The sequence below is a fragment of the Ruegeria sp. HKCCA4633 genome (assembly GCF_013034605.1).
In the GTDB taxonomy this organism is placed as follows: Bacteria; Pseudomonadota; Alphaproteobacteria; order Rhodobacterales; family Rhodobacteraceae; genus Ruegeria.
The window spans coordinates 1,000,452-1,023,174 of the sequence record NZ_WQGJ01000001.1 but is presented as its reverse complement, the minus strand read 5'-3'; the positions used below and the strand labels follow the sequence as shown (position 1 = coordinate 1,023,174).

Below are 22,723 nucleotides of genomic sequence, written 5' to 3'. Positions count from 1 at the left end.
GATGCTCAAAATTATTGTCTACGCAAACGAAAAAGAGATCGCCCGAGCCCATGCCGGGAACGTCAGCGATGATATTAGTGGGCTCTGCGACTACGAAGTGCGCGTGAGCGAACGAGAATCCGAGCAGCACGGTATCGAAGAGAAAGCAGTCCGCTTTGAGATCTCGCAGCATGATCGTAAGCAAACCGTGTGGTCACTGGTTGAGAAGATCGCCGCCATGTGGCTAGAGATGACCGGTGCGCGAGAGCCCCGCACTAAGGCTGATGACGTGACGCGCGCATTCCTGAAGCTGAAGAAGGCCAAGTTTCTCGCCGGACAAGCATCGCTGTCTGATCCGATTGGCGGAGATGAGTTCGACGCGCTCACTGCTGACGTCGAGATTGATCCACTGACCAGGGCGCTTTTGGCACTGCAAGAGGCAAGGATCGCACTTGGCCTGGCAAACTTATCTGATCCGATTTCCGCAGATGAGATCAGAGCGCGCAAGGTACATGAAGCAAGTGACAACGAATTGCTGTCGCAGATTCGGACGAGCATTCGCGAATTGGATGAGCGCATCGATAGTGAAGTGAATGGCGAGGACCAGGGCGAGGACGAGCATAAAGATCCAGCCATAGAAGCTTTCCTTGAGCTTTTGGAAAAGGACATTGCAGCAGGCAATCTTGCTGGAGACCTAGCCGAGCACATTGCAGCGCACAAACGTCGATTGGGTGACGATGATGACCAGGACACTTGAGCCAAATTTCACCGAGACCGAAGATCTTCGATTCCTGAATATGACATTTGCGGTTCACGACAGTGAAAATAGTGTTGTGGCCCCAATCTCAACCGCCGATTTCGAACGGATCGAAGATCTGACGGACGAAGAAATCATGTGTGTTGTTCATGAGAAAGCTGACGTGCTGGCGCAGCTGAAGGATGAGTGATGAACCAGGTTGTTGATTGGAATGACATCCAAGCTAGCGTTCTAAAGGCACTTGGAGAGCATCGTGTAGTAAAGCGCAGTGTTTCACAACATCCCGATGTCTTTGGGGGTGAGTTGCCGGTGATCGTACAGATCAAGCAAAAACTTGGCGGATTGCGCGTCTACACACGAAAATGCAATCGAAATATCCTCGATGAGCTGGATACGCGTGTCGAAGAGATCGAGAAGAGGTGTGAGAGATGCGGAAATTCTGCCGAAATCCAAAACATCAGGGGACATTTAGTCACCCTTTGTTGCTGGTGCTATAACCGCTACCTCGAAGATCGATTTGAAGGCGCTGAGGCGATGTGGCCAACGGATCTTGAGCTCAACATAGCAGATCGCTTTCCAGACCTGGTAAGCTCTGATGCGGCATCATTATGGCCAAGCATTGGGCCGGGTCGGCTCGTCCTGCTGGGAAGGTTTCTTGCGGAGGCGGAGCATCTGGTTCGAGAGAACTGTGAGACACCGATTCAAGTGCAGGTCTCGGATGTGACGACGGGTTCAGACGGTTCAATCCAGATAAACTTCCGTCGGTACGATCAATGCCTGGATTTCCCGCTCAAGCGTCTCGTACTGGACAGCAAGCGCACATGTGCAAGATGCGGCCATGTGGGGGATATTGTACGGAAGAAGAACAAGGCAACTGCCCTGTGCGCACACTGCCAGGAGCAAGGCGATTGGAACCCCTTCGATGAGTGATGAAGAGAATAAAGTGGAGATCACCAGTGGCTCTGGCAGCGTCAACAAGGATCTTGGCCCGCCAGAACCCATTATCAGCCTGGTGTTCTGCGATATGAGGATCGTCGCCCTCAGAGGACAATTCTACCCAGTTGAGATCGCGGTTTTGAGGGTGGTGGATGACGAAGCCCGAATTTGGTCGTCTCGCATATACCCTGCACTGTCGTGGTCCACGCAGGTCTTGGACGCATCCCCTATTGACCTGTCGACGGCTCCAGCTGCCGTAGATGTAGCCAATCAAACACTGGATCTTATTGAGAGCTGTGCATCTGGTTGGATCTACTCGGATTCTTCGGCAACAGGAGCCCTAATCGAACGCCTACTCGCGGAGGCGGACGCCAGCTACCTGCAAAAAGTGGACATTCTCCCGGCCAATCAGCTGTCTGATGAGATGCGTGATCAGCTGAAAGCGAACGAGCGGATCTCAGATGATCCAAGTGATGAGGTAGAGCGGTTGTGGAATTGCTACCAAGCAGCGAAGGAGATGAGCGATGAGCTTTCTGAAGAAGAAGTGCTTCGTCGTCCGTTGGAATCCGTTTCCACAGATGACTTGTTTGCCGAGATTCGAGCACGTTTGAAAACGCAGGAAGAGTTCTGACCGGCATTGTTAGCTGTTGTTCAAGCGCACGTAGTGAAGGTCGTTCCAAGGCCCAACGAAGTGGCAGAGTGGACGGATGAATGGATTACAGAGAACAAGTGGCCAAAGGATTGGCAAAAAAATCACGAAAGGATCTCCTTCGCGAATATCAGAACAGCGGTGGACTTAGTAGAGGAGCTTGATCATACAGGCGATACTGATCCAAGCCGCAGAAAACGATTGCACATGGTGTCTAAGCCTCTTCCCCTTCGCGTCGAACCAAAATTCAGAGAAACGATCCCATCGTTTCTGTCACGTATGGCAGCAGTAAATGGTGTGAGCGCATCTAACTTCGCCTTGGACATGGGTTTTTCACTCAAGAAGATAGTTCAGCTGGATGAAGTTGCTTTGGACTACTTGACCACTTGCAGCGGGTTGACGGGAGCTGAGGTCGAAGAACTCGTTTCATGGACTGGAAAAGTTGCCGGTGACGTTAGGATGGTTTTTCGGGATGAAGTCCTCGGGTCTCGTTCACTTAGAAATCCGGTAATCCGAGGCTGCCCGCACTGTTTACGCGAAGACGCTGAGATTGAACAAATTAAACCTCTTGCTCACATGACCATGCGTGGGGATTGGCAGTTTCGGGAAGTTGATCTTTGTATTAAGCACTCACACCCGTTGGTTGAGCTTTGGGAACGCAATTCGCTAACTGAAAGATATGACCTTTCGACTCGTTTCTCGACGATTTTGGATGATATCCAAGAACGCCGGTTGGAGCGGCCTCGAGTCGAGATATCGCCCTACGATCATTGGCTCGATATCCGACTGCGAACCGGAGTCGATGACACGTGGCTGTCCGGCAATACTCTTCATGCCGCAACAACATTCTGCACGCTTCTTGGGACAGAGCTCTTACGGTTGGAAGACTCATCTGACTTGGACCAGTTTGCGCTGCTGCGGAGGGCCCGCGCTCTTGGGTTTCAGGCAGCAAGCCAAGGAGAGGCCAAGATCAATGGCGCATTAGATCAGCTTGCCAAGCTTGCAGAGGCTGCCAACGCCGGGCCACAGAAGGCCTTTGGCCGTATGTTTGTTGATTTTGGTCAAGCGCACTTGGAAAAAGTTGACTTCGCCCCATTCCGAAAAATTCTGCGGGACTGCATCATCCGCCACTGGCCGGTCGCTGCCGGAGAAACCGTATTGGGGATAGTACAACCAGAACGGAAACTGCATTCAATCATTACGGCTTCTCAAGAAACAGGCATCGGGCAATCGCTAATTGAGCAGTTTCTGGTTCACGCTGGCGCACTTGGTTCTGACGACGACAGGCCTGCGGCACGCAAGACTTTTGAAGCCGAAAAATATGCTGAATTGTTGGCTGAAATACCGGCGCTGGTGGGCCCAATCGCCATGCAACAAGCAATGGGTGCAACAAAAGGAGAGTTTGCATCGCTGGCTCAAAGTGAAATCCTAGTGCGACGGATTCCCAACGCAAAAGTAAAGTCACCTTGGCGCATTTCAGATGGTGTCGCATTGGTTGATGAACTCCACGAGCTCGCGATGTCAATCGAAGCAATTGACGAGAGCTGGGAGCGGATTCAAGACGCTAAAAACCGCACTAATCTGAGTTTAGCCGCTATCATCAAGCAGGTGCGAGTGCAGAAACTCCAACTAGGACGGCGGGTGGATCTTGAAGGCTACACCGCTTTTTGCGTTCTGAAAGAAGAAATCGACGCGATGAAGACCGAAGAGGTAGAGCGCACAGGCGGTCCAATGATGACTGCGGCTGCGTTTGGTCGTTCGGTTGGAATACGTACTCAGGGATGGTTTGAAAGGCTTTCTTCTGCCGGTCATACACCAGCAACTCGTAGGCCGCATCCAAAATACGGTGGTGACTGGATCTATGCCTCAATCGGAGACATTGAGGAGTTTCACAAACGCTTCGTGACTTCGAAGACAATTAGAGACGACTTTGGTCATTATAGGAGGTTTTTGCTAAAGAAATTGAATAGGTTTGCGCCAAACGGCGAGGACTATGGACCGCTCTTTCTGCGCGAGGATGTCGAAGCTCTGTTGCATCAAGATGGTTGGCTGGAGCCAAATTTTACACGAAATGGGTGAGAAGCCGGTGCTAAGTGAGTTTTGCTTGTTCGAGCGTAGTGCGCATGTTCCGGACTTTGCAAAGTTCGGTGGACGAACTGTGTGGCGTCCACTTTCCGATCAGCCGGTATCTGAGTTAACAAGCTGTGCCACTTAGAAGGCCCATACCAAGCATTCAACCTATCTCTGAAACGTTGCGACAAAGGGGTCATTCCGGATTAAGTTGGGGACACGGCATTATTAGATGTGAATGCGGTCGAAACGGTTACGTTTTATAATCTAGAATTCCGCTATTTTGAACAAACGGCCATCGCTACCATCGTCGTGCAGTCTGAGAATTACTTCTTCTTCTGAAAAACGAATAGGTTGGTCGTCTAGATTGCGAGGCAAATCAGTGTCGATCAACGTAAAAATGTACTGTAGCTTTCCCGAGCCGATCTGTTCTTTGATCACTTCCAGTAAATTGTTCTTTTTGCGATTGTCGAGGCCTTCGAAAACACCATCATGAAACACAAAACGGAAAAATGGCGCGTCTTCGTACACCTTCAAGAGCGCTAGGTCAAAGAGAACGCATATCAGCTTTTGGTAACTCGTGCCGTCCGATAAACTGGATGTTGTGGTCGAACTTCCTGGAAGCGACAATCCAATTTCATAATCGAAGTTATTCTGCTTGTTTACGCGGAAGTAGACAATACCATCGTGATTAAGCACTCGCTTGCAGTAGGCGTTGAAGTTATCTCTGAAGCGTTCAAAGAGGGGATTTGGCCTTTCGACCATTGCCTTCAACTCATCCGTTACTCTCCCGCGGTTTCTTTCAACTTCACGCAATTCTCTTGCAGCGGCTGCCACGAGCTCAAGTTTCCCTTTTTGCTCTTCGAGATAAACAAGGCGAGCTTTGTGTTCGGCCAACCCTTTTTGCAATTCTTTGAACTTTTCAAAGGTATCCGTTGCTTGCATGAACTTCAGGCGATGCGAACGCTCGGAATCTAGTTGACGCTTCCTCTCGGCAAGCTCACGTCTCTTTTCTTCGAGATTTTTTCGTTGTTTGCGAAGTGCGGCATTTCGCTCTCTGGTGATCTTCCGGTTAAACGCAACGAGTTGTTCGTAGTCATGAGAGAGCTGCTCTGGGAAGTGGATTTCCACCTCCTCGAAAATTGACCTAACATCGTTCAAGTCAAACTTGTCTTTGTGGGCAAGCGCTTCGTCGATCTGTTTGATATCAAATCTCAAGTTGTAAACGCTTGAAGAAATCTCGGCTATTTCCGCCTCAATCTCGTTAACGAGGTCACGGACCAGTTTTTGTTCTTCCTCGTCGAAGCTAAACGCATCTAATGCCGCTTCGCTTGAGTTAATATCTTGTACTAAAGAAGATATCTGCGCATTCAACTGAGGGAGTTCGTCCTCCATGAACTGAACTTCGCTCTGAAGATGTTCTAGTCTGGACTTCTTCTCAGTATGTTCTTCGTCAAGATTATACTTTTGCTGAACCAGCCCATCATCAAAGGCAAACAGTCTAGCAATGAATGGCTTCCAATACTGATCTTTGGACGAAGCGAATTTTTGAAGCTTTAGCTCATCATCCCAATCGCTTTGGGCACGTAGAAAATATGTAATTGCTTTCCTGTAGCTAAAGGGCTTCAAGACACGAAGATCGAGCCAGCTATCCAAAATAACTTCGGCGTCGCTTCTGCCCAGTTCAAAGTGGTCCCACCGATCTTCAGGCGCATCCACAAATGTTGAATCCGGTACGTCGTGTCGAACCAGTGAAATCAAGTTTGGGTCGTTCACTCCGCGACGCACAGTTGCGAACCCACCTGCATTTAGAGCAATCTCAATAAAAAACTCGAAGCCTTCAAAAAGGTTCTTGTTTTTCACAAAAAAGTGCCCTTGCCACATACCTTTCAACAGCAAGAAGTCGATCAGGTGCAGAAGTGTCGTTTTCCCAAGATTGTGGGAATCTCTTGCATGATCTGATGGATGACGGATCTCTCCTAGGACCACATTTAAGAATGTTGCGTCGTTTCCAAAATTGAAATCAATTGGTGTAAAAGCATCGTCGCGGTTACTATACAGTCGGCTAATTTGCATTGGAGACCCCAACAAGCTCGACCACATCGTTCTTAGAGTGGTAGTCCACACGCCCTAACAAAAAGAGAAAACGTAGAGCTGGTAGGAACATCAACTCACCATCTTCACCCACGCGACGAATGATCAACTTACGTAGAGCCTCAAAGGCGACGGCACCTTTACGTTTCAACTCCTTTAGGATCACAGCCGCGACACGTACCAGCGAGGTGTCAAGGTCTAAGTGTTTCTCTGCTGTCAACATGGTTAGGCCGCCAGTTCATCTTCGCTTTTGACGCCGATATCGCAGTTACAGTACATGTAGTGCAAGAGGATGCTGACCAACCTGCGCTTACCTTTCAAAGCTTCACGTTGGCTCTGCACTTTGTCGTACAAAAACGTAAAAACCCGGTCAAAATCCGCAAACTGATCTCGTTCTGCTATCAGCTTTTGTTTTAGCTCATCAGCAGCGTCATGGTAGAGCTCTCTGAATTCAGCGTTGCGTGGGTTCTTGAGAAAGCGCTCGATCTTGCCGAAATGGAGCATGGACTCTGCCTCTATGACCTGTTCGTAAAAATCTTTCGTCAATCCATTTATTGGGTTCTTCTTGGACTTGATCGAAATGGTGTCAAATGATTGCGCGCTGTCAAACGCCTCATCAATGTATGCATCCGAGTAAGAGTGGAGGGCAGAAATTACTTCAACTATGTCATCTGGTTGAAATGTGAAAGGCTGTACATCTCTGGAGTTTGGTAAAAGTTTCGCCAAGCTCGGCTTGCTTTCAAGCTCGAGGTTCAGGCGCTCTACACCAATGACATGTGCTGACTTCAATCCAAGAGCCATTAGCTCCTTATGGATTTTCCTTTCGGCCCCACCCGTTAGCTTCCGGTTGGCAAATAAAACATAGTGTTCACACATTTCATTGTTCACGAGCTTTTTGATGCGAGGGTATTCCTCTTTTTTCAGTGCTCTCTGAAATGACGTGTCCGAGTAGGAGGCGATTGGCGAAGCTGAGTGCTTCGCTTGCAGTACGAACTTTCCCTCCAATGGTAGGCTTTCGCTTGGGAATTTGTTTGCCGTACCTGTGAACTTGCCGTCTCTCCCACCGTCCGGGCCGGGTGCGAAAGGTGTTACGCCTTCGCCCAACCAATCAACTGATATTTTGACGCAAAGGTCTTCAAAATCATCGTCGCTGAGTTCGTATAGCCGGTAGTCTCTGCGCATAAATTGCCTGAATTTCAAGTATTCTGCTCAACTTTGACGTTAGGTGATGAGGAATCATGAAGTCAAACCATTTAACCATTTCAACTCATTGACCTCGATCTCATCATGAGTGCCCGCTCTACTCGTAGCCACCAACCGTTTTCAATCTCGTAGCGTATGACCGGTCCCGCTCTGCGTTAAGGTCGAGCATGTCCGCTTCGGGCTGAAAATAGTGACTTCGCTTAAGTGACATTCGTATCCTCAACGATTGAACCAAGCCGTCATGTTTTAGAGTTATTTGTCGCCAAAAGCTTGATCAACCACTTGAAGCTTGACTTAACAGCGCATCGCGCCATCCGTTAACTGATGCTACGTAACTTGCTCCTGACAATTGTCGCGATTGCCTCTCTCTCGGCAACTCCTGTCGCGTCTGAGAAAATTGAAGTCGACCTGGAACTGGCCCTTCTTGTAGATGTTTCAAGGTCGATGACTGAGCGAGAACTCGAGATTCAGCGGCAGGGTTACGCCGCAGCCTTGATGTCGGATGAAGTTTTCGCTGCTGTTCAGTCGGGCCCTTTGCAACGGGTGGCTTTGACATACGTCGAGTGGGCGGGAACACAAGACGTTATTGTTGACTGGATGCTGTTAGAAACACGCGCTGATCTGGATGAGTTTGCGGGTGTTCTGACCACGCGTTTCGATCCTGCCTTGCGCCGCACTTCAATCTCTGAGGCCCTGATCTTCGGGGCATCGATGATCGAACGGAACGAATTCGAAGGTCTGCGTAAAGTTATCGACGTTTCTGGCGACGGGCCTAACAATCAGGGTCGCCCGGTTTTGCAAGCCCGTGAGGCAGTATTGTCGAAGTCGATCACCATAAATGGGTTACCGCTGATGACCCGTGAAGGTATGGGGAGTCAGTGGCACCTCGACGATCTTGACGCCTACTACCGGAACTGTGTGACGGGCGGACTTGGTTCATTCGTAATCCCGGTGCTTGACTGGAAAGGCTTTGCGGAGGCCGTACGACGAAAATTGGTTCTGGAAATTGGATCAGCGCCAGCAATAGGAGAGGTTATGAAGGCGCAATACATCTCACCCTCAGACTATGACTGCCTGATTGGCGAGAAGATCTGGGAACGGAATCAACAAATCTGGAGCGAACCCTAGAAGCGGCCTTTGCATCAATCACCCGAGGCTCCATACTAAAAGCCAGCAGCAATTTCCTAAGGAAAACTAGTATTCTCCGCTTTCAATAGAAATGCACAGATGATGGTGAATCTTCCAAACGGTGTGAGTAGACAAACTTATTGACATCGATTTGCACGAACCGAGTGAAATTTGCACGCTTATGGGTAATTCGCATTTAGGGAAAATTATGGCTGGGGTGGTAGGATTCGAACCTACGATACACGGTACCAAAAACCGCTGCCTTACCACTTGGCTACACCCCAACGGTGAGCGGCTATCTACGATTGTTGTTGGCGGTGTTCAAGAGCTATTTGGCAAAAAAATGTGAGCGCCAGAAAATAATTTCGAGCACTCATTTGGTGCTGATCAAGACGGCCCCTACGCGATTTCCACCCTGAACCACGTCATGAGCAGCAGCGCAGTCCTCCAGTGCAAAGACGTTCTGGACCGGGCAGGTCAGCGCTCCTTCGACCAACGCACGATGAAGGGTTTCAACAGCGGCAGCGCGCAAGTTAGCAGGCAGCAGATAGATCAGGATCGTCTCAAGCGTTGCAGCTTTGAACATCATCGCTCCAAACGGAAAAACCGGTGCCATGTTTTGGGCAGACCCATACGCATTTATCCGGCCGTTCTCGGCGACCACAGTGGCGTTTGTTTCGATGTTTGATCCTAATTCGACATCTACGATACGATGGATCGCTTGTCCGCCGTTTGCGTCCAGAATCAGTTCCGTAAGATCTGGGCTGGCATAATCGAGTACGACATCCGCGCCTGCTGCGTGTACTCTGTCAAAGTTGCGTGGGCTTGCCGTTGTGATAACGCGCGCGCCTGCCCATTTTGCCAGTTGAACGGCAAGATACCCAACCGTGCCAGCCCCGCCATGAATCAGGATTGTTTGGTTTTTGGATAGCCCACCCGAAAACACGGCGTGGCAGGCGGTCAGTCCGGGGATGCCCAGAATCGCTCCGGTCTCAAGCGACACCGCGTCCGGCAGATCAACAGCCTGGTCGCTGGGTAAGGTGATGTAACTTGCAGCTGTTCCGAATGCGCGCTTCCATTGTCCATTCCAGACCCACACGCGCTGACCGATCCGGGATGTGGGTACGCCATCCCCGACGGCAGTGATCACACCGGATCCGTCACTGTGCGGGATGATCAGCGGAAAAGGAGGTTCCGTCACGCCTGGCCGGGTCCCAGACCGGGCCTTGATGTCCGAAGGGTTGACGCCCGAAAACGCCAACTCAACGGTGACCTCACCCGGTCCGGGAGGTATCGGAGGAAGGTCTTTCAGCTTCAGAACTTCGGCTGCGTCTCCGAAAGCGGAATAGGTCACTGCGCGCATAGGGTCCTCCGTTTGCCCTAGTTACATCGCAAACGAGTGGGGAATTCAAACCGCTTGTGCTTCGTGACCTGTGCAACAAGCGGCAGGTGCTTTATTCGCGGATTTCGGTTGGATCGACGCCCCAGAGATTCGATTTCAGCGTCCAGCCCCGATAGCCACCGGCCGTGATCCGGCACCAATCCAGCGAGCACGTGCCAAGGCGGGCCACGACGCCAGTCTCGAAATGTGCGTTCACAGGCGAATCCGGATCGGGGCGCACATATACAGGCAGCATGTCGGATTCGATCAGCACCGTGCGTACACCAGACAACAAAGCATAGTGAACCCACCCACCGGCGCCGTCGCGGTCCTGAACTTTGCGCCAGTTGCCGTATTCAGCCGTGACTTGCAGCGGCATCCCGCGCCGCTTGAATACCCAATCGATTCGATGGCTCAGCGACGGCCCGCGCCGAACGTTCCCTTCAGCGGCTTTCATTGAAACATAGCGGGGCAGGGGAAGGTTGGTAACCGATCCGCGCTTGTCCTCGGCATGCGCAGCCCAAGAGCTGAACATGACCAGAAATACGGATATCGCCGCCAGACATTGGCGTTTTACCGGTCGAATACCACTCACTGACTGCCTGCTCTTATGCCTGTTGATCCGGTTTTGAAAAAAGGTCGACTCAATGCCACTGGGGTTCTTGTGCCCCGCCTTATCCTGCGCCACGATGACATGGCGCGCGTCTGTTTGCAAAGCAGTGGGAGGGCCGAGGTGCCAAGAGAACGTCTGAGTGTTGTCGTTACGCGACGGTTGCCCGAAGCAGTTGAAACCAGGTTGAGCGAGTTGTTCGATGTGCGCCTGCGCGATGACGACACGCCCATGACAAGAGATGAGCTTGTGGCCGCGGTACAGGAAGCCGATGTGCTTGTGCCTACGGTGACCGACACGATCGACGGCGGCCTGCTGGGGCAGGCAGGTGAAAACCTTAAGCTGATCGCCAATTATGGGGCGGGCGTCGATAATATTGATGTGTCCACAGCCCGGCAGCGCGGCATTCTGGTTTCGAACACGCCGGGTGTGCTGACTGATGACACCGCCGACATGACAATGGCCCTGATCCTGGCCGTCACGCGCCGCATTCCCGAAGGGTTGAGCGTGATGCAGCAGGGTGATTGGACCGGCTGGGCTCCAACCGCCTTTCTTGGCGGGCGCATCGGGGGGCGGCGTTTGGGAATTCTGGGTATGGGTCGAATTGGACAGGCCGTTGCGCGGCGAGCAAGTGCGTTTGGAATGCAAGTGCATTATCATAACCGCCGCCGGCTGCGGCCCGAAATCGAGCAGGAGTTAGAGGCGACCTATTGGGAAAGCCTTGACCAGATGGTGGCGCGAATGGATGTGATCTCGGTCAACTGCCCATCGACCCCATCGACCTTCCACCTGATGAATGCACGCCGACTGAAGCTGATGAAGCCGTCAGCCGTGATCGTAAACACGTCACGTGGTGAAGTTGTCGACGAAAACGCCCTGACGCGGATGATCCGTGCGGGCGAAATCGCAGGGGCAGGGCTGGACGTCTACGAACAGGGTACTGATGTGAACCCGCGGCTGCGTCAGCTGCCCAATGTTGTGCTCTTGCCGCACATGGGATCGGCCACGCTGGAAGGGCGGATCGAAATGGGTGAGAAAGTTATCATCAACATCAAGACCTTCGAAGATGGCCACCGTCCGCCAGATCAGGTTGTGCCCTCAATGCTGTGAGCCGCCGGAAAGGAGCCTGAATGAACCTGTTTGAAGGGGGATGTCGCTGCGGACGTTTGCGCATTTCTGCTTCGGGCCGTCCCCTTCGGGTTGGGATTTGCCATTGCGTGGACTGTCGTAAGCATCATGGGGCTTTGTTTTATGCCGCAGCAATATTCCCTAGCGGTGCGGTCAAGATTTCCGGCCCCTCACAGGGCTATGCAGATCGGTTCTTTTGCCCAACTTGCGGCTCTCCGGTGTTTGCGCGCAGCGGTTCCGAGGTTGAGGTGCATTTGGGATGCCTCGATGAGCCTAACCAATTGACGCCGACCTATGAATGTTGGGTGTCGCGGCGCGAATGCTGGTTGCCCGAATTCATTGGAATGGATCGGTTTGAGAAGGATCGGGATGAGGCTGAAGCATAGCTACTGTCGCGAATCTCTGCCGCAACCCTGCGCTTGTGCTGCCAACTCTTGCAGTTCGGTTGCATTGCTTACAAGGCTGAAAATAAATAAAGTATTGGAGGATTTGACCAAATGAGATGTTTTTCCGCTTTATTGCTTTCGGCATTTGTTTTTTCAGCGCCAGGCTTTGCTCAGGAAGCAGCTGATGCCGTTGCGCCCGAAACCGCCACACAAGGGCAGGTGCAGGCTCTGACCGAAGAGGTCATCGCTGCGCTTGAAGCCAAGTTGGACGGCGTCCCGGTTACATCTGAGAACTGGATGGTGGCCGCCGCCAATCCACTGGCCGTTGAAGCCGGGGCCAAAGTACTGCGCGCAGGCGGGTCCGCTGCTGATGCAATGGTGGCCGTGCAGGTTGTGTTGGGTCTGGTTGAACCGCAATCCTCTGGCCTGGGCGGCGGCGCGTTCTTGGTTTGGTACGACGCAGCTACTGGTCGGATGACAACGCTGGACGGGCGCGAGACCGCACCGCAGGCAGCCAAACCAAGGCTGTTTCAGGATGAACAGGGCGAACCGCTGAAATTCTTTGATGCGGTCGTCGGAGGATTGTCCGTAGGAACGCCGGGCACGCCAGCCCTGCTTGAAGAGGCGCATCGCCGCTGGGGCCGCTCGTCCTGGCCCGGCTTGTTCGCCGATGGCATCCGGTTGGCAGATGAAGGTTTCCTGGTCTCGCCACGCTTGGCCAGCCTTGTTGAAAACGACGCCGAACGCCTGTCGCGTTTTCCCGAAACGGCCGCTTACTTTCTGCCGGGCGGAGAGCTTTTGCAGCAAGGGCAACGGCTGACCAATCCGGCCTACGCAGATACCTTGCGTGTATTGGCCAGCGACGGGGCCGCAGGGTTTTATGGCGGTGAGATTGCTGCAGATATTGTCCGCACGGTGCGGAACGCTCCGGGCAATCCGGGTGTTCTGTCCGGCATTGATCTGGCGCTGTATCAGGTGATCGAACGCGAACCGGTTTGTGCTGCATACCGCGCGTATGAAGTCTGTGGCATGGGGCCGCCATCCTCTGGTGCGCTGACCGTGGGACAGATTTTGGGGATGCTAAACAGCTATGATCTGGCAGCAATGGGCCCAGAAAGCGCGGAAGCTTGGCGGCTGATCGGAGACGCCTCGCGCCTCGCCTTTGCGGACCGAGGTCGTTACATGGCCGACAGTGATTTTGTTCCCATGCCGACAAAGGGGTTGGTTGATCCGGATTATCTTGCGCAGCGTGCGGCTTTGTTGAACACCGAAGCTGCGTTGGCGGAAACCGCGCCGGGCCAACCCGAATTCGACCATGCGCTGAACTGGGCGGATGATGTCTCGCTCGAGCTTCCCTCGACCTCGCATATCTCGATTGTGGACAGCTATGGCAACGTTCTGTCGATGACAACGACCATCGAAAACGGCTTTGGTTCGCGTCTGATGACGAACGGGTTTCTTCTGAACAACGAGCTGACGGATTTCTCGTTCAAAACCCATAGCGACGGTGTGCCGATTGCCAACCGGCTGGAACCCGGAAAACGCCCGCGTTCGTCCATGAGCCCGACCATTGTGATGCAGGACGGTGCACCGGTTCTGGCGATTGGATCGCCAGGTGGCAGCCGCATCATCGGTTATGTCGCGAAATCGATTATCGCCTGGGCCGATTGGGATATGGACGTACAGCAAGCGCTGTCCCTGCCGCATCTGGTCAATCGTTTCGGAACCTACGATGTCGAGGCGGGCACCGCAGCCGAAGGGTTCACGGATGCGCTGGTGCTGCAAGGTTTTGAGGTCAATCCGCGTGACCTGACATCGGGTTTGCATGCCATTGAAATCGGTGAAGGGCTAAGCGGCGGAGCGGACCCGCGCCGCGAAGGTATTGCGCTAGGCGAATAAGCCCCGGGTATGTATGAGGATTGCCACCGTTTGCGAGCCTTTCAGTCATGTCCTGAAAGGCAAGCCATGCGTTGGGGCAGAGAGGATGACGATGGTACAAGCAAAAGTCTTGCCAAGAAATGAAACAGGCATCGAAACGGCGATCAGCATTCTCAAACAACGTTTCGGTGACAGGCTGCAAACAAGCACCGCAATCCGCGAACAGCATGGTCACACCACGACATGGATCGAAAACCAAAGTCCGGATGCCGTGGTTTTCCCGCAGAACACGCAAGAGGTTTCAGACATCGTTAAAGCCTGTGCCGTGCATCGGGTGCCTGTGATCCCTTTTGGCACGGGCACGTCGCTGGAAGGGCACGTGAATGCGCCCGCAGGGGGCATTTCGGTCGATCTGATGCAAATGGACAGCGTGCTTGCTGTTCATGCCGAAGATCTGGACTGCGTCGTACAACCAGGCGTGACGCGCGAGGCGCTGAACACGCATCTACGGGATCAGGGTCTGTTCTTTCCGATAGACCCCGGGGCCAATGCCTCGCTGGGTGGGATGGCCGCTACCCGCGCCTCGGGCACCAATGCGGTGCGGTATGGAACAATGAAGGACAATGTTCTGAGCCTTGAGGCGGTCATGCCGGACGGTCAAATCATCCGTACCGGGCACCGGGCCAAGAAGTCGTCAGCGGGGTATGACCTGGCCCGCCTTTTGATCGGAGCTGAAGGCACGCTTGGGATCATCACTGAACTGACCTTGCGGCTGCAAGGCATCCCCGAAGCCATCAGTTCGGCCCGATGCTCGTTTCCAACGGTGGACGCGGCCTGCCGTGCTGTGATGATGACCATTCAGTATGGCATTCCGGTCGCTCGGATCGAACTTTTGGATGAGCTTTCGGTTCAGGCTGCCAATGCCTATTCGGGGCTCAGCCTTCCCGCTACGCCGCTCTTGTTGCTGGAGTTTCATGGCTCGGAAAGCGGCGCGGTTGAACAGGCTGAAACGTTTGGCCAGATCGCAGAAGAATTCGGGGGTACAGACTTTGCCGCCACATCGACCACCGAAGAGAGGAACAAGCTGTGGCAGGCGCGGCATGATATGTATTGGGCGTGTCTACAACTGCGTCCCGGTGCGCAGGGAATCTCTACGGATGTTTGTGTGCCGATCTCACGTCTGGCCGAATGTGTGACCCAGACCCAAAGAAAGGCAGCCGAACTTGGCTTGCTTGCTCCGGTTGTGGGCCATGTGGGGGACGGGAATTTCCACACGCTGTTGCTGATCGATATGGAAAATACAGAAGAGGTCGCTAAGGCCGACGCCTTTGTTGGCTGGTTGAATGATCTGGCCATTTCAATGGAAGGCACCTGCACTGGTGAACACGGCATTGGGCAGGGCAAGCAGCCTTATCTGATAAAAGAACTAGGGGGTGCAACGCGGTATATGGCAGCGATCAAGGCCGCGTTGGATCCTGACAACATAATGAACCCCGGCAAGATACTGTCTGGTCGTCCATAATAATTTTCCTGATCTGGTCCGTTTTGTGCCGTCAAAACGTCCAGTTGTTTTGGTTTTTAAAAGCCGAACGCAAACAGGTGGTCGATATGAGTGCAAAATACTTGGCAGGCTTTGTGGCAATCTGCGGATTGGCCGTCGCGGGGCTGGACTATCATCAGCAGGCCAAAGCATCGGAAAACGGTCTGAACATGAAAGGCTATCTGGATTCGGTGTCATCGCGTGTTGGTCTCGCAGACAGCGTAGATGAGGCAGAAGCCCGTGTTTCCAAACCACAGGAACCCGCAGCGCAGAAACCCAACGAGGACCGAGGCAAACTGGTCTGCATTACAGTCGGAACCAGTAAACGCTGCAGTTCAAGCGGGTGAACATTGCGGCGGAATGACCGATCTTGGACCTGCATTCGGGTTTAGGGTCGTTTTTTTCCCATCACTGGTCGGATGAATGTCGCGCGTCGCCCCTTAACTGCGCCATATGGTGTCAGCTGAATTCAAGGGGAGACGCCCGGTTATGAAAACCCAAGTCAAAGCACTGGTCGTTGGCGGTGGCGCCATTGGAACCTCGATTGCCTATCACCTGGCCAAAGCAGGCTGGGACGATGTGATGTTGATCGAACGGGACGAGCTGACCTCGGGCTCGACATGGCACGCAGCTGGCCTGTTGCCGCTGTTTAATATGTCTTACGCGACGACCCACATCCACAAGTATTCGGTCGACTTCTACAAGACGCTCGAAGAAGAAACCGGCCTGAACGCGGGCTTTGCGGTGGTCGGCAACCTGCGCATGGCACAGACGCAGGATCGTATGGACGAATACATGCTCTATGCATCCACTGCTGAGACATGCGACGTAAAATACGAATGGTTGACCCCGGATCAGATCAAAGAGCGCTGGCCGCTGATCGAAACCGGCGATTTGAAAGGTGCGATCTATCACACCGAGGACGGCTATATTAACCCCGCAGACGTCACGCAGGCCATGGCCAAAGGTGCCCGCCAACGAGGCGTTGATATCGTCCGCAAAATGCAGGCTGATGCCTTCCACTGGAACGGTACCCATTGGGAAGTCACCTGCACCAAGATGGTCGAACAGGGCGGCAACCTTGTCCCATCCGACGAGCAGGTCGTCATCACGGCCGAACACGTTGTGACTGCATCGGGCAACCATGCGCAGCGCACCGCCAAGATGCTGGGCATCAAGATGCCTGCAATCCCGGTCGAGCATACCTTCATCGTCATGGACAAAGACCCCGAGCTGGTCAAATGGCGTGAAGCCGGCAACCCCGAGCACCCCGTTGTGCGCGACGCCGACAACGAATCCTACGCGCGCGAAGAGCGCGGGGGCTGGATTCTGGGTATCTACGAGCACGGGGCACCAGCGCGCTTCGAATACGGCGTGCCGGACAGCTTCCGTGCCGATCTGTTTCCATTGGACATTGATCGTATCGCAGATCAGTATATGGCGATGGCAGAACGGGTGCCTTCCTGCGCTGACTCCGGCCTGAAAGATGATTTCAACGGCCCGATCTGCTATACCCCCGACGGCAACCCGCTGGTTGGCCCGGCTCCGGGTCTGCGCAACATGTGGCTGGCCGAGGGTTTCAGCTTCGGTATCACCGCTGCTGGTGGCACCGGTTATTATCTGGCGCAGATGATGGTCGATGGAGAAGCCGAGATCGACATGGCCTCGCTGGACCCCAAACGGTATTCGTCCAACTGGATGACAACCGAGTTTGCGGCGCGCAAGAACGAAGAGTGCTACGAACACGTCTACATCCTGCACCACCCCGACGAAGAGCGTGAAGCTTGCCGTCCGCTGCGCACCGTTCCGGCCTATGACCGTCAGAAAGCACGCGGCGCACAGTTCGGCTGGGTCAATGGCTGGGAACGTCCGAACTATTTCGGCCCCGTCGATGCGTCTGACAACTTCGACAAGGAAAGCCGGTCGTTCCGTCGTGGTGGCTGGTGGCAGTACGCCGTCGAAGAAGCCAAGGCGATCCGCGAAGGCGTTGGCCTGATCGACGCTTCGGCTTTCACCAAACATGTCGTCAAAGGCCCCGGCGCGACCCAGTTCCTGGATTGGTTCACTTGCAATAAGCTGCCCAAGGTCGGTCGCATCAACCTGACCTACGCGCTGACGTCGCACGGCACCACCCGCACCGAATACACCATCGTCCGCAATGGTGAGAACAACTACTATATCGTCTCTGCCGGTGCTTGGACCGAATACGACGCCGACTATCTGCGCAAGGCGGCCGAGGACAAGATGGAGGAGTTCGGGTATATCGAAATCCAGGACGTGACCACTCAGTGGGGCGTTTTTGCCATCGCCGGACCCAAGTCCCGCGACGTTCTGAAAGAGGTCATCAAGGACGCCGATCCAGAAACCGCGCTGTCCAACAAGCGCTTCCCGTGGCTGTCGGCCCGTCAGATCGAACTGGGCATGTGCCCGGTCAACGCGATCCGCGTGGCCTATACAGGTGAACTGGGCTGGGAACTGCATCACCCGATCGAAATGCAGAACTACCTGTTCGACCTGCTGGAAAAAGCGGGTGAGAAACACGGTATGAAGCTGGTCGGCGCACGTGCCCAGAACTGGCTGCGTCAGGAGAAATCCTACCGTGCCTTCGGCACCGAACTGGGCCGTGATGCGACCCCGCTGGAAGCTGACCTGCCGCGCTTTGTCGATCTGTCCAAGGACTTCTACGGCAAGGCCAAGCTGGAAGAGACCGGTGTACGCGTTAAGTGCTGCACCCTGCTGATCGACGGCCCAGAAGATGCTGACCCGTGGGGTCGCGAAGCGCTGTACACCCCGGAAGGTGAGCGTGTGGGCCGTCTGACATCGGGCGGTTACTCGGTGGCGTTCGAGAAATCCATCGGCATGGGCTATGTGAAGCCCGATCTGGCCGTCGAGGGTACCAAGCTGAAGGTCAAAATGCAGGACAAACTTTGGGATGCAGTTGTCACCTGCGACAGCCCCTACGACCCGAAAAACGAAACCATCCGTAAGGACGGTTGATCGAAGAAAGGCCCCGGCACCCCGGGGCCTTTTTTTACGCAGAAAGCGCGTCGAAACACTCCAGCGCCTTTGCGGCGTACATCATGGCTGGCCCGCCACCCATTTGAATGGCCATAGCCAGTACGTCCGACACTTCGTCTCTTGTTGCGCCTGCTTTGATCAGGGCTTCTGTGTGTAGGGTGATGCAAGGCTCGCATCTAAGTGTGACCGACATTCCCAAAGCGATAAATTCCTTTGATTTGTAGTCGAGCGTTCCGCCTTCCTTGACGGCCTTCCCGAGCGATCCGAAGGCGCGCGTTGTTTCGGGAATTGACCCGTTGAGATTGCGAAGGCTCTTGCGAGTTTCCGAGAGTTTTTCTTGCCAGTCCATTGCTGATGCCTTTTCATATTTCGCAAATGGAATATGAAGCGGGAGGCGGGGATCTGACTTTGATCTCGATCAGGTTGCTGGTCGCGATGTGATGAATGCAAGGTTGTTGGCGGGCATGTTGACCGTGTCCAAAACCTTCAGGCCGACATCCTCAAAAAGCGCAACAATATCTGTGTCGTCTTTGTAGCCAATGTCCGGGTCTTGCTGGATCAGAGCTTCGTGAAATCTCTTGTCGCCTTCGCTTGTAAGCAGGCCTGATCGCTTGAATGGTCCGTATAAAACAAATCGACCAGAGGACCCGAGCGCCGTGGCGGCCTCAGTGATGAGCGTTCGCGTTTCTTGCCAGCTGATTAAGTGTATCAGGTTAACCAAAACGATCATGTTTCGTTCGGGAAAGCGGGCATGCCACCCCGAGGCGGTCGCGTCCAGTTCTTCGGCGGTCTCAACGTTTGGCAAATCGCGCGTGTAGGCGTCGATACTAGCGCGTCGTTCAGGATCGATTTCCGTAGGTTGCCACGTCAGACCCGGCAGCAGGGTTGCAAAAGCCGCGATATGCTGACCCGTCCCGCTGGCGATCTCTAACGCCTGTCCCCGTTGCGGAGCCCAATCACGGAGCAATGCACACAAAGCGTCGGAGTTTCGCGTGGCTGCGGGCGCGACCAGTTTGCCATCTTGGGCTACATTGGCGACGCTGGCAGAGGAGGGGAGGTTGCGTTTGATCATCGTTTCAACCTGTCTGGGGACAACATCGCAACATTCTTTGCATCAAGGGCAGGAGGAGCTCCTGTAACCAGATCGCAAAGCAATTGAGACGCCGCAGGTGCGGTTTGGAAACCATAGCCACCCTGACCTGCGCTCCAGATGAAGGAGGGTTCCAGTGGGTCTCTTCCAAGCACCAAAGTTCCGTCCGGTGCAAAACTGCGCAACCCGGCCCAATTTGTTTCGACCCGCGTGACGGCTTCGGTCATCAATGCCTCATACCGGGCCAGACCTTCTGCCAGTACCATATCGTCGGCATAGGCGTCCTGCGGGGGAACCGGGTCGGCTTCGGACGGGGACACAAGCAGTTTCCCGGCGTCGGGTTTGGCGTACCATGTTTCCCCGACACCCAGCATCATGGGCCAGCCAGAAACATCATGCCCACCGGGGGCGGGCAATCGTGCCATCGAACGACGGCGTGGGGTAATGTCGATTGGGGGAAGGCCCGCAAGATCGGCAATCTGGTCAACCCACGCCCCGGCGGCGTTGACCACATTCCGGGCTTCAAAATTCTGACCCGCGGTGACGATCCAATGCACGTCCTTGCGGATCGCTGTGACTTTGTGCCTGGTCGAAATCGTCCCGCCGTTGTTCCGAATGGTTCGGGCAAAATCCTGCAGCAAACGATCTGTATCGATATCAAAAGCGGCTTCGCTGATGGCCGCAAAGCCCACCTGGTCGGGGTTCAGGATCGGAACGCGTGCGATGGCGTCATCCACCGATATGTGCGTCATGTTCAGGTCACGGCGATCGGCGGCAAACAGGTCAGACTGATCCTGTGCGCCGATCAGCATCAGGCCGCGCGGCGTCAGATACCCACCGTTCTGCGTGTGCAGGAAGGCAGCGCCTGCCTTGTTAAGAGCCACCACCGAAGGCGGCCCATAGCTTTCTTCAAACATCGCCGCAGACCGGCCCGATGCGTGGTAGCCCAGTGCATCCTCGGCCTCGAGCACCATCACGGTTCCGTGCTGCGACAGGCGCGCACCAGCGCTGAGACCGGCGATACCACCTCCTATGATCAAGAAATCAATCATGACGTTCACGCATTCTGGAAAAAATGCGTTTGGTGCTCATTGTTTGCAAATTACCCCCTAAGCCCTTCATTCGCCTTGCGTTTTGGTTTCCAGACTATAAGCAGCCTTGAATTTACGCTTCAACCCGGTCAAAGACGTATCAAAATTTTAAGGAGGGCAAGGTGACTGCAGCAGACCTTCATCCAATGGCCACTGGGCATATTCCCCGTTACGTTGTCGCAGCTGACGGAAGCGACTACTTGTTTTCAGCTATGGTCGTCTTTTTTGTCGTCTTGGTGGTGTTGATCGGTGTCGGGTACCTGACGCTCCATTCTGTGCCGGAAAAAATGGCCCATGAAAACAACCACCCGCAATTTCAATTGGTTGGTATTTTGGCGCTGCTTGCGCTGTTTACGCATAACGGTCTTTTCTGGGTTGCCGCCATTCTGGTCGCGGGTTTCCAATTCCCGGACTTTGCCACACCACTCAAGAACATTGCTGATGCCATTCGGTCCCTTGGCCGATCGCCTGTACCGGACCCCGTGCCCGAGGCTGTTGCTCCGGCTGCACCCGTTACAGAAGCAAGCGAAGCGCAGGAGCAAAGTAAATGATCGAGACCATGCTTTGCGCCCTGATTACGGTGCTGCCCGATTATTTGTTCCGTCGGTTTGTACAGGGTAAACGTATAGGCCACGAAATCACTTTGTTTACCATGTGGTACGAACTGCGTTGGGGCCTGACGACATGTGCCATTCTGGCGCTGACTGTGATTACCACGCTGTTTTACTTCCACCCGGCCAGCAAAACGGCTGCGTCCTATTTCCGTACAGTGACGATCCTGCCGCAGCTGGGCGGGCGTGTTTCAGAGGTTTTCGTCCAGAACAACCAGTTGGTCACAGCGGGTCAGCCGATTTTCCGGATCGAAGATTTCAGCCAAACCGCACAGGTCCAGGCGGCAAATGCACAGATCGCGCAGGTCCAGGCCTCGCTTAAGGTGGCGGAAACCGATTTGGCCGAGGCCGAAGCTGGAATTGCCGGGTCCAAAGCAACTCTTGCGCAGGCGCTTGAGGATTTGGAGCGTAACACGACTTTGCGGGACGAAGGCTCAAGTGCTGTAAGACTAGCCGAGATTGAGCGCCTGGAAAACCTGGTCGCCGAGCGAGAGGCGCAGGTTGTTGCCGCTGAAGCCAAACGTGCAGCCGTTGAGCAGCAGATCGAAGAACTGATCCCAGCCCAACTGGCCAGCGCGATTGCACAACTGGACGCCGCGCAAACCGAGCTGGACAAAACAGTTATCCTCGCCGGTGTTACCGGACGGGTTGAACAGTTTAGCTTGCAAGTCGGTGACTATGTGAGCCCGTTGCTGCGACCCGCTGGTATTCTGGTGCCGTCCCATACGGGACATGACCGGTTCCAAGCTGCGTTCAGCCAACTGTCTGCCCAAGTCATCAAACCGGGCATGATCGGTGAGTTGGGTTGTATGACAAAGCCGTTCACCGTGATCCCGACGGTTGTGGTCGAAGTTCAGGATGTCATTCCTTCCGGCCAACTCCGTCCTTCGGACGAGCTGCGCGATGTGCAGACCAACAAAAATCCCGGATCGATCCTTGTTTTTATGGAGCCGCTATACAAAGGAATGGCCGATGACATTCCACCGGGCAGCAACTGCCTGGCCAATGTCTACACGGACAACCATGAGCGGTTGGAGCACGAACACCTTGGGTTTTGGGAGGCCGCCTTCCTGCATGTGGTCGACACGATCGGTGTGGTCCATGCCGCAGGTCTGCGCCTGCGATTGATCCTGATGCCGGTGAATACTCTGGTGCTGACCGGGCACTGATCCGG

General features: G+C 54.2%; 22 protein-coding genes and 1 tRNA gene. 14 read left to right on the top strand and 9 right to left on the bottom strand.

Going from position 1 to position 22,723, the window contains the following annotated elements:
- Nucleotide 1 precedes the first annotated feature (1 nt).
- The 5 genes from GOV85_RS05095 to GOV85_RS05075 are packed head-to-tail and all read left to right on the top strand — an operon-like array spanning nucleotide 2 to nucleotide 4,400.
- Nucleotides 2–736, top strand: coding sequence for a hypothetical protein (locus GOV85_RS05095; RefSeq protein ID WP_171175635.1), 735 nt, complete (start codon nucleotides 2–4; stop codon nucleotides 734–736).
- Complete coding sequence (locus GOV85_RS05090) at nucleotides 720–926, top strand: hypothetical protein (protein ID WP_171175633.1); 207 nt, start codon at nucleotides 720–722, stop codon at nucleotides 924–926. Before GOV85_RS05095 ends, GOV85_RS05090 begins: the two co-directional genes overlap by 17 nt.
- Nucleotides 926–1,666, top strand: coding sequence for a hypothetical protein (locus GOV85_RS05085; protein WP_171175631.1), 741 nt, complete (start codon nucleotides 926–928; stop codon nucleotides 1,664–1,666). Before GOV85_RS05090 ends, GOV85_RS05085 begins: the two co-directional genes overlap by 1 nt.
- Nucleotides 1,659–2,303 (top strand): hypothetical protein, encoded by a 645-nt coding sequence (locus tag GOV85_RS05080; protein WP_171175629.1) that lies wholly within the window; start codon nucleotides 1,659–1,661, stop codon nucleotides 2,301–2,303. The genes GOV85_RS05085 and GOV85_RS05080 overlap by 8 nt, the downstream gene beginning before the upstream one ends.
- Before the next feature lie 6 nt (nucleotides 2,304–2,309).
- Nucleotides 2,310–4,400 (top strand): TniQ family protein, encoded by a 2,091-nt coding sequence (locus GOV85_RS05075; protein ID WP_217358268.1) that lies wholly within the window; start codon nucleotides 2,310–2,312, stop codon nucleotides 4,398–4,400.
- Nucleotides 4,401–4,658: 258 nt separating this feature from the next.
- Here the strand turns inward: GOV85_RS05075 and GOV85_RS05070 are convergent, their stop codons facing one another.
- The 3 genes from GOV85_RS05070 to GOV85_RS05060 are packed head-to-tail and all read right to left on the bottom strand — an operon-like array spanning nucleotide 4,659 to nucleotide 7,667.
- A complete protein-coding gene (locus tag GOV85_RS05070) occupies nucleotides 4,659–6,467 on the bottom strand; it encodes a DUF2326 domain-containing protein (RefSeq protein WP_171175626.1) in 1,809 nt (602 codons plus the stop codon).
- Nucleotides 6,457–6,708 carry an ABC-three component system middle component 8 gene (locus tag GOV85_RS05065; protein ID WP_170352251.1) on the bottom strand — a complete coding sequence of 84 codons (252 nt, stop codon included), beginning with the start codon at nucleotides 6,706–6,708 and terminating at the stop codon, nucleotides 6,457–6,459. The genes GOV85_RS05070 and GOV85_RS05065 overlap by 11 nt, the downstream gene beginning before the upstream one ends.
- A 2-nt stretch (nucleotides 6,709–6,710) precedes the next feature.
- Nucleotides 6,711–7,667 carry an ABC-three component system protein gene (locus GOV85_RS05060; protein WP_170495111.1) on the bottom strand — a complete coding sequence of 319 codons (957 nt, stop codon included), beginning with the start codon at nucleotides 7,665–7,667 and terminating at the stop codon, nucleotides 6,711–6,713.
- Between the two features lie 345 nt (nucleotides 7,668–8,012).
- Between GOV85_RS05060 and GOV85_RS05055 the strand changes: the two genes are divergently transcribed.
- Entirely contained in the window at nucleotides 8,013–8,816 is an 804-nt protein-coding gene (locus GOV85_RS05055; RefSeq protein ID WP_170352253.1) for a DUF1194 domain-containing protein, read from the top strand.
- Between the two features lie 209 nt (nucleotides 8,817–9,025).
- Here the strand turns inward: GOV85_RS05055 and GOV85_RS05050 are convergent.
- The 3 genes from GOV85_RS05050 to GOV85_RS05040 form a co-directional block, all read right to left on the bottom strand.
- Nucleotides 9,026–9,100 (bottom strand) — tRNA-Gln (locus tag GOV85_RS05050).
- A gap of 89 nt (nucleotides 9,101–9,189) precedes the next feature.
- Nucleotides 9,190–10,179 (bottom strand): NADPH:quinone reductase, encoded by a 990-nt coding sequence (locus GOV85_RS05045; protein WP_171175624.1) that lies wholly within the window; start codon nucleotides 10,177–10,179, stop codon nucleotides 9,190–9,192.
- Nucleotides 10,180–10,270: 91 nt separating this feature from the next.
- Nucleotides 10,271–10,732: an SH3 domain-containing protein gene (locus GOV85_RS05040; protein ID WP_171176250.1), complete on the bottom strand. Its 462-nt coding sequence runs from the start codon at nucleotides 10,730–10,732 to the stop codon at nucleotides 10,271–10,273.
- A gap of 198 nt (nucleotides 10,733–10,930) precedes the next feature.
- Here GOV85_RS05040 and GOV85_RS05035 point away from each other — a divergent pair, with 198 nt between their 5' ends.
- The 6 genes from GOV85_RS05035 (at nucleotide 10,931) to GOV85_RS05010 (ending at nucleotide 18,736) form a co-directional block, all read left to right on the top strand.
- Nucleotides 10,931–11,917: a D-glycerate dehydrogenase gene (locus GOV85_RS05035; protein WP_171176248.1), complete on the top strand. Its 987-nt coding sequence runs from the start codon at nucleotides 10,931–10,933 to the stop codon at nucleotides 11,915–11,917.
- 20 nt (nucleotides 11,918–11,937) lie between these two features.
- A complete protein-coding gene (locus GOV85_RS05030; protein WP_171175622.1) occupies nucleotides 11,938–12,321 on the top strand; it encodes a GFA family protein in 384 nt (127 codons plus the stop codon).
- A 111-nt stretch (nucleotides 12,322–12,432) separates the two neighbouring features.
- A complete protein-coding gene (gene ggt, locus GOV85_RS05025; RefSeq protein ID WP_171175620.1) occupies nucleotides 12,433–14,220 on the top strand; it encodes a gamma-glutamyltransferase in 1,788 nt (595 codons plus the stop codon).
- A gap of 91 nt (nucleotides 14,221–14,311) precedes the next feature.
- The gene (locus GOV85_RS05020) at nucleotides 14,312–15,721 is read left to right on the top strand and encodes an FAD-binding oxidoreductase (RefSeq protein WP_171175618.1); all 1,410 of its coding nucleotides are present in this window, start codon (nucleotides 14,312–14,314) and stop codon (nucleotides 15,719–15,721) included.
- An 86-nt stretch (nucleotides 15,722–15,807) separates the two neighbouring features.
- Nucleotides 15,808–16,086, top strand: coding sequence for a hypothetical protein (locus tag GOV85_RS05015; RefSeq protein ID WP_171175615.1), 279 nt, complete (start codon nucleotides 15,808–15,810; stop codon nucleotides 16,084–16,086).
- 142 nt (nucleotides 16,087–16,228) lie between these two features.
- Nucleotides 16,229–18,736, top strand: coding sequence for an FAD-dependent oxidoreductase (locus GOV85_RS05010; RefSeq protein WP_171175612.1), 2,508 nt, complete (start codon nucleotides 16,229–16,231; stop codon nucleotides 18,734–18,736).
- Between the two features lie 34 nt (nucleotides 18,737–18,770).
- Here GOV85_RS05010 and GOV85_RS05005 read toward each other — a convergent pair whose 3' ends face one another.
- The 3 genes from GOV85_RS05005 to GOV85_RS04995 form a co-directional block, all read right to left on the bottom strand.
- A complete protein-coding gene (locus GOV85_RS05005; protein WP_171175610.1) occupies nucleotides 18,771–19,106 on the bottom strand; it encodes a carboxymuconolactone decarboxylase family protein in 336 nt (111 codons plus the stop codon).
- A gap of 69 nt (nucleotides 19,107–19,175) precedes the next feature.
- Nucleotides 19,176–19,829: a DUF938 domain-containing protein gene (locus GOV85_RS05000; RefSeq protein WP_171175608.1), complete on the bottom strand. Its 654-nt coding sequence runs from the start codon at nucleotides 19,827–19,829 to the stop codon at nucleotides 19,176–19,178.
- Nucleotides 19,826–20,899, bottom strand: a complete 1,074-nt coding sequence (locus GOV85_RS04995) for an FAD-binding oxidoreductase (protein WP_171175606.1) — start codon at nucleotides 20,897–20,899, stop codon at nucleotides 19,826–19,828. The genes GOV85_RS05000 and GOV85_RS04995 overlap by 4 nt, the downstream gene beginning before the upstream one ends.
- A gap of 185 nt (nucleotides 20,900–21,084) precedes the next feature.
- On the opposite strand from GOV85_RS04995, the gene GOV85_RS04990 reads away from it, so the two are divergent.
- A complete protein-coding gene (locus GOV85_RS04990; RefSeq protein ID WP_216599108.1) occupies nucleotides 21,085–21,489 on the top strand; it encodes a hypothetical protein in 405 nt (134 codons plus the stop codon).
- Nucleotides 21,486–22,718 carry an HlyD family secretion protein gene (locus GOV85_RS04985; RefSeq protein ID WP_171175602.1) on the top strand — a complete coding sequence of 411 codons (1,233 nt, stop codon included), beginning with the start codon at nucleotides 21,486–21,488 and terminating at the stop codon, nucleotides 22,716–22,718. Before GOV85_RS04990 ends, GOV85_RS04985 begins: the two co-directional genes overlap by 4 nt.
- Nucleotides 22,719–22,723 lie beyond the last annotated feature (5 nt).